Genomic DNA, 5,702 nt, shown 5'->3' with positions numbered 1-5,702 from the left:
GCGGGGCCGCCGGCGGAGACGACCGGCCCGTCGAACGCGCGACGGAGGCGGCTGACGACGCGGACGTCCGACGACTCGCGAACGACGTAGACGAGGTCCGGATCGAAGTACTCGAGCGCGTCTCGCAGCGCCGTGCCGTCGAGATCGGCGACGACATCACAGCGCAGTGCCAGCAGTTCGACACCGTCCTCGTCCGACATAGAAAGGGAATACGAGCGAGCGATGATAAGCGTTCGCGGACTCGAGCGACGCGCTACAGTGGCGCAACCCGGCCGCGTCAGTCGGCACCGACGGCGTTCGGAACGTGCTCGGCCAGGAACGCAGTGACGGCGTCGCCGCCCTGGAACCCCTCCGCCAGCCGCGCGGTTTCCGTCCCCTCCTCGAAGAGGAGCAGCGTGGGTACCGATCGGATGTCGAACCGGTCGACGAGTTCGATGTCGTCGCCGGGGTTGACCATTCCGATCGCGACGTCCGTGGCGCGAGCGACGTTTCCCAGGACGGGTTCCATGGCCTGGCACATCGCACAGCCGCTGGTGTAGAACTCCACGAGCGCCACGTCGTGGCGCTCCACGAAGTCGTCGAGTTCGTCGCCGGTCTCGAGTCGGCTCGGTTTTCTGGTCGCGGCCATGGCGACGGGTACGTGACCGGCGCGGAAATCCGTGACGACGGGGCGCGGCGGGTCGACGGTCGGGTCGTTCCGCCGACCTGACTCTCGTGGACACACTGCATTTCTCGGATCGGTTGACGGTGTCGCAGCGAAGATTCATCGGTTGATTGTATTGTGTGAATTGAGTACGGGAGGTGATTTTATAGCTGGAGCCTGTACCCACGCCCGATGACCCAGCCAGCATCCACCCGCGGTGACGGTGCGCCGACGCAGCGGAAAGCGACGCTGTTCTGCTGGGAGTGCGATCACTCGAGCCCGGTCGACGGCGACTGGGTGTTGGAATCGAACGGCCGGCACGTCGCGTACGTCTGTCCGAACTGCGAAACGACACTGACGAAGCGGCCACGACCGAACGAGCCGACACGCGAACGAGCGCTGATCGTCCCGATCGCGGCGTGGCAGCGAGCGATCCGCACCTCTACGACCGTCTGGCGGGCGTCCGTCGAGATCGGCCTCTCGAGCCTGACGATACTGACCGGAGTCGGGCACGTCTCCGGCGTGCAGGCCGCTTCGGCGTAGCGAATCAATCCTCGAGATCGACGAGTTCGACGCGATCGAGACGCGACTCGAGACGAGACCTGGAACGCGACCCGAGGGGGCCGATGAGTTTCCGACGAACCGACGCCTCGAGCGACCACTACACGATTATTCATTTCTGCCGGTGCTTTTTCAGCCGATGTCAGCCACACTCCGCGAATATCATATTATAAACTACACTCGTCCATCTGAGAGAGAATTTGCGTATATTCGCCCACAACAGTAGAGCTTTAATAGTAGAATACGTTGGCTTACGCGAGCAGAAGATGACGAACGGAAATCTAACCGCTTCAGAAGAGGAGGTACTGGACGAAATCGAGGAGGAAGATATCGACTTCCTTCGGCTGCAGTTTACCGACATTCTGGGGACTGTCAAGAACGTCTCCGTGCCCGCCCGACAGGCCGAGAAAGCGTTCACCGAGGGAATCTACTTCGACGGCTCCTCGATCGAGGGGTTCGTGCGCATTCAGGAATCGGACATGCGGCTCAAGCCCGATCCCGACACGTTCGCGATCCTCCCGTGGCAAAACCGTGAGGATGGCGCATCGGCCCGGATGATCTGCGACGTCATCGATACCTCGACCGGTGAGCCCTTCGAGGGCGACCCGCGCCGCGTCCTCAAGAACGCCCTCGAGCGCGCCGACGACCTCGGATACACGGTCAACGCCGCGCCCGAACCGGAGTTCTTCCTCTTCGAGGAGGACGAGGACGGCCGCGCGACGACGAAGACGGGCGACCACGGCGGCTACTTCGACCTCGCGCCGAAAGACCTCGCGAGCGACGTTCGGCGCGACATCATCTACGGCCTCGAGGACATGGGCTTCGAGGTCGAAGCGAGCCACCACGAGGTCGCCGAGGGCCAACACGAGATCAACTTCGAATACGACGACGCGCTCTCGACGGCGGACAACGTCGGCACCTTCCGCACCGTCGTCCGCGCGATCGCCGCACAGCACGACCTCCACGCGACGTTCATGCCGAAACCGATTCCGCGAATCAACGGCTCTGGCATGCACACGCACCTCTCCCTGTTCACCGAGGACGGCGAGAACGCCTTCCACGACGAGGACGACGAGTTCGACCTCTCCGAAACGGCACACTCCTTCATCGCGGGGATCCTCGAGCACGCGCCGGCGATCACGGCCGTCTCGAACCCCACCGTGAACAGCTACAAGCGACTGGTGCCGGGGTACGAGGCACCCGTCTACGTCGCCTGGTCCGATCGCAACCGCTCGGCGCTGATCCGAAAACCGGCGGCGCGCGTCCCGGCCGCGTCGCGCGTCGAAGCGCGCTTCCCCGACCCGTCCTGTAACCCGTATCTCGCGCTGGCCACGCTCATCCAGGCGGGTCTCGACGGGGTCGAGCGCGACCTCGACTGTCCGGACCCGGTCCGGGAGAACATCTACGAGTTCGACGAACAGAAGCGCGAAGAGTACGGCATCGACACGCTGCCGACGAACCTCGGCGAGGCCGTCGAGGCCCTCGAGGAGGACGAAGTCATCTACAGCGCCCTCGGTGAACACGTCGGACCGAAGTTCGTCGAAGCCAAAGAACAGGAGTTCGAGGACTATCTCGTCGACGTCTCCCAGTGGGAGCTCGACCGCTACCTCGAGACGTTCTAACCGGCTGACCCCGCAGACGACGTGTTTCGGTGCGTCGAGCGCCGATACGCCGCATTCTAGTTTCCGCCGACACTCCGGCAGAACGAGCGCCGATCTCGTCGTCTCAGTCGTCGCGACTCGTCGATCAGTTCGCGACGACGTACGTCGCGCCCGCTCGGGTGACGTAGCCGGCGCTCGAAAGTGAGTTCAGCACGCTCAGAATATCGATCTTCTTCATCGCCAGTATCTCCCCCAGTTCGTCGACCGTGGCCCCACCGGTCGCATCGAGAAAGACGTACACGAGTTTCGCCTGGGCCGACTCGAGGTCGTCGGGAACCGGATCGATCCGCGCTGGCTGACGGTGTTTCTGTGATTCCATTGTCAGCAGTACGGATCTCGTTCTGGTATATAAATCTACACGTGGATGGGTACTAACGGATATTAGGACTCAATACAGGACACGTCATCATACCGCAAACCGTGACGCGGAAGACGGTCTCGAACGGAACAACGACGTTTTACGGTCGCCCGGCTCCCACCGGAAGACATGACTGTCGACGAGCGACCGACCCCGCCGCCGAAATTGGACCGCGCGGACCGTGAGGCGCTCGACGAACTCGCGAAACGAGACGCGGCGACGCTTCGCGAAGTGGGTGCCTATCTCGAGGAGGTGGCGGCGTGGAAGGAGCGACGCGAGGGAGCAGACGACGAATCGTCATCGAACGAGACCGATTCCGACACCTACCCCGACGGCGTCCCGGAACGGGCGACCGTCTCGGTGACGGAGATCGCCGGGACCGAGTACGACTACTACCAGTGGCGCGAGGGCGACGAGATCCGATCGGAGACGGTCCGCCGGTAGGCGGCAGCGGGAACTGCGACGGCCAACCGATCGGGATCGGACCAAACTGACAGCCGACGGCGTCCGATCCTTTTTTCGGATCACGACCGTATCGATAACTAATGAACCAGCGAACGGATCGGGCGGTGACGGTACTCCGGGCGATCGTCCACGAGATCCGGGTCGAACGGATCACGTTCATGGCGGGCAGTATCGCCTACCACGCGTTCGTCTCGCTGCTACCGCTGTTGTTGGTGTTGCTGACCGCAGTCTCGGCGGTGGGCGGCCAGCAACTCGAGGTGGCACTGGTGTCGGTGACGCAAGCGGCCTTCACCCCGGTTCCGTTACTGACGGTCACTAGTTCGGGATTACGTCGATTTGTGCAAGCGATGTGCAGCAGGGCGAAACCGTTATTGTGCTATGTGCAAAAGCTGCACACGAGATGAGCGCCAGTGACGATCCTCGACGAGTACACTTTCAATCACCGGAGTACCTCGTCGATCGACTCGATGCGATCGCCGACCTCTTCGATACGGATCGGACGGATCTGCTCGTCGACGCGATTCGCGAGTATATCGAAGAGACCGCAGAGAGCGAGACGTTTCGAGAACTGGTCGCGACGAAGTACTACGACGACCAACTGGAGTTTGAAACCGTCAAACAGCTGGTCGGTGCGGAAACTGCACAACGGCTTCGTCTCCTCAAAGTGGATCTGGAGGGGGAGCCATTTGATCTCGCAGCACCCGATGACATCGATATCTACGATGGGGAGACGGAAACGGTTGATCCGGAGACCAAATCTAATAGCAGCGACGAGCGATGAGCGATCGACCGCGGCTCCGAACGATGGTCGCTGATACGAGTGCACTCGTCAGTCTCGGCGTCCCACGTGCTGACGCGGGAGACGACGCGTGTGAGCGGCCCGATCCGCTACAGTATCTGCTCACATCCTGTACGGTCACCGTCCCGCCCGAAGTCGTTTCGGAACTCCGTGATATCGCTCAGTATCACGATATCCACGGAGCGGCTGCTACTAACGTTCTCGCCGCTCGAGAGCACTACGCCGTCGTCGATCCCTATGAGCGATCGGAGACACCGGACTCACGGCCGACGTTCGGACTCGACGATGGCGAAACGGACGGCATCGTTCTGGCGAACGCGCTCGCTGTCGACGGCTTTCTCACCGACGAATTCGTCGGCACGAACTTCGCGCTCGTTCACGCGGTGCTTACCGGACCGCGAATCGTTCCGACACCGCGACTCCTCTGCGATTACGCTCGCGGCGGCCATATGACCCGCAGTGAAGCACGAACACTCATCACCTCGATCAGTCCGCATCGGAGTTGGGATAACAGCCCGTATGTCACCCAGTTGTTAGACCGCTTGGAGTGATCTGTTAGACCGACTCGTAGGGGCCGAGTCGCGTGCCGTCCAGCAGGTACGCCTCCCCCGCAGCCAGCCCCGCCGGCAGAAACGGCGAGAGAAACGACTGTCCGGCGACGTTGATCCACGTCCCGCCGACGAGGTCGTTGAACGCCGGCACGACGACCACGCGCGGCGGCGCTTCGTCCGCACCCTCGAGCCAGGCTACCCCCTCATACTCCGGACGGTCGCGAAACGGGCCGGGATCGAGCCGACCGCGGAGCCACGCGCGCTCGACGCGACTCCCGCCGACCTCGTCCTCGAGTCGCACGCAGGGGTGTTCGTGACCCAGACAGACCACCTCGCTCTCGAGGACCGCTCGGGAGGGCCAGGTGTGCCCGTGACAGACACCGATATCGCCGAGCACGACGCCATCGCCGGGGACGACGGTGATCGCCGCTCCGATATCGTCGCTGTCCGCCAGCCAGGTTTCGATTCTCCCGTCGTGGTTGCCCTTGACGACGGTCACCGCCAGATCGTCCGAAACAGATTCGAACAGCACCTCGAGTTCGCCGCGTTCGGCCCCGCCCGGATCGCCGATCGAGTGCATGAGGTCGCCGAGGACGACCAGCCGATCGGGGCCGGTCCGCTCGAGCAACGCCAGCAGTCGCTCGCGGCGGTCAGGTGCGCGGCT

The 5,702-nt window shown here is 63.0% G+C and carries 9 protein-coding genes and 1 pseudogene; 6 read left to right on the top strand and 4 right to left on the bottom strand.

The features are described from left to right. Together PGX04_RS11470 and PGX04_RS11465 are read right to left on the bottom strand one after the other, a co-directional pair. Positions 1–200, bottom strand: a pseudogene (locus tag PGX04_RS11470) (ribonuclease H-like domain-containing protein); the annotation flags it as partial. A gap of 77 nt (positions 201–277) precedes the next feature. After that, entirely contained in the window at positions 278–628 is a 351-nt protein-coding gene (locus PGX04_RS11465; RefSeq protein WP_273738632.1) for a thioredoxin family protein, read from the bottom strand. Positions 629–835: 207 nt separating this feature from the next. Here PGX04_RS11465 and PGX04_RS11460 point away from each other — a divergent pair, with 207 nt between their 5' ends. Both PGX04_RS11460 and glnA read left to right on the top strand, forming a co-directional pair. After that, positions 836–1,186 carry a DUF8106 domain-containing protein gene (locus PGX04_RS11460; RefSeq protein WP_273738631.1) on the top strand — a complete coding sequence of 117 codons (351 nt, stop codon included), beginning with the start codon at positions 836–838 and terminating at the stop codon, positions 1,184–1,186. A gap of 284 nt (positions 1,187–1,470) precedes the next feature. Then, the gene (gene glnA / locus PGX04_RS11455) at positions 1,471–2,826 is read left to right on the top strand and encodes a type I glutamate--ammonia ligase (protein WP_273738630.1); all 1,356 of its coding nucleotides are present in this window, start codon (positions 1,471–1,473) and stop codon (positions 2,824–2,826) included. Between the two features lie 124 nt (positions 2,827–2,950). Here the strand turns inward: glnA and PGX04_RS11450 are convergent, their stop codons facing one another. Then, on the bottom strand, positions 2,951–3,184 hold the full coding sequence (locus PGX04_RS11450; protein ID WP_273738628.1) for a helix-turn-helix domain-containing protein: 234 nt from the start codon (positions 3,182–3,184) through the stop codon (positions 2,951–2,953). Positions 3,185–3,352: 168 nt separating this feature from the next. On the opposite strand from PGX04_RS11450, the gene PGX04_RS11445 reads away from it, so the two are divergent. From PGX04_RS11445 to PGX04_RS11430, 4 genes are all read left to right on the top strand, one after another. Continuing rightward, positions 3,353–3,667, top strand: coding sequence for a hypothetical protein (locus PGX04_RS11445; RefSeq protein ID WP_273738627.1), 315 nt, complete (start codon positions 3,353–3,355; stop codon positions 3,665–3,667). Positions 3,668–3,768: 101 nt separating this feature from the next. Continuing rightward, positions 3,769–4,092 (top strand): hypothetical protein, encoded by a 324-nt coding sequence (locus PGX04_RS11440; RefSeq protein ID WP_273738626.1) that lies wholly within the window; start codon positions 3,769–3,771, stop codon positions 4,090–4,092. Continuing rightward, positions 4,089–4,469 carry a hypothetical protein gene (locus PGX04_RS11435; protein WP_273738625.1) on the top strand — a complete coding sequence of 127 codons (381 nt, stop codon included), beginning with the start codon at positions 4,089–4,091 and terminating at the stop codon, positions 4,467–4,469. Before PGX04_RS11440 ends, PGX04_RS11435 begins: the two co-directional genes overlap by 4 nt. Beyond that, a complete protein-coding gene (locus PGX04_RS11430) occupies positions 4,466–5,038 on the top strand; it encodes a hypothetical protein (RefSeq protein WP_273738624.1) in 573 nt (190 codons plus the stop codon). Before PGX04_RS11435 ends, PGX04_RS11430 begins: the two co-directional genes overlap by 4 nt. A 4-nt stretch (positions 5,039–5,042) precedes the next feature. On the opposite strand, the gene PGX04_RS11425 is transcribed toward PGX04_RS11430, so the two are convergent. Then, a partial coding sequence (locus tag PGX04_RS11425; protein WP_273738623.1) for a metallophosphoesterase occupies positions 5,043–5,702 on the bottom strand: 660 nt, incomplete at its 5' end.

The sequence above is a fragment of the Natrinema soli genome (assembly GCF_028618695.1).
The sequence above is the reverse complement of the archived record's forward strand: the minus strand, read 5'-3'. Positions and strand labels throughout refer to the sequence as shown.

Coding starts and splice junctions, on each gene's coding strand:
- PGX04_RS11430 (WP_273738624.1), top strand. CDS start 4,466: ATGAGCGATCGACCGCGGCTCCGAACGATGGTCGCTGATACGAGTGCA.
- PGX04_RS11435 (WP_273738625.1), top strand. CDS start 4,089: ATGAGCGCCAGTGACGATCCTCGACGAGTACACTTTCAATCACCGGAG.
- PGX04_RS11440 (WP_273738626.1), top strand. CDS start 3,769: ATGAACCAGCGAACGGATCGGGCGGTGACGGTACTCCGGGCGATCGTC.
- PGX04_RS11465 (WP_273738632.1), bottom strand. CDS start 628: ATGGCCGCGACCAGAAAACCGAGCCGACTCGAGACCGGCGACGAACTC.
- PGX04_RS11445 (WP_273738627.1), top strand. CDS start 3,353: ATGACTGTCGACGAGCGACCGACCCCGCCGCCGAAATTGGACCGCGCG.
- PGX04_RS11460 (WP_273738631.1), top strand. CDS start 836: ATGACCCAGCCAGCATCCACCCGCGGTGACGGTGCGCCGACGCAGCGG.
- PGX04_RS11450 (WP_273738628.1), bottom strand. CDS start 3,184: ATGGAATCACAGAAACACCGTCAGCCAGCGCGGATCGATCCGGTTCCC.
- glnA (WP_273738630.1), top strand. CDS start 1,471: ATGACGAACGGAAATCTAACCGCTTCAGAAGAGGAGGTACTGGACGAA.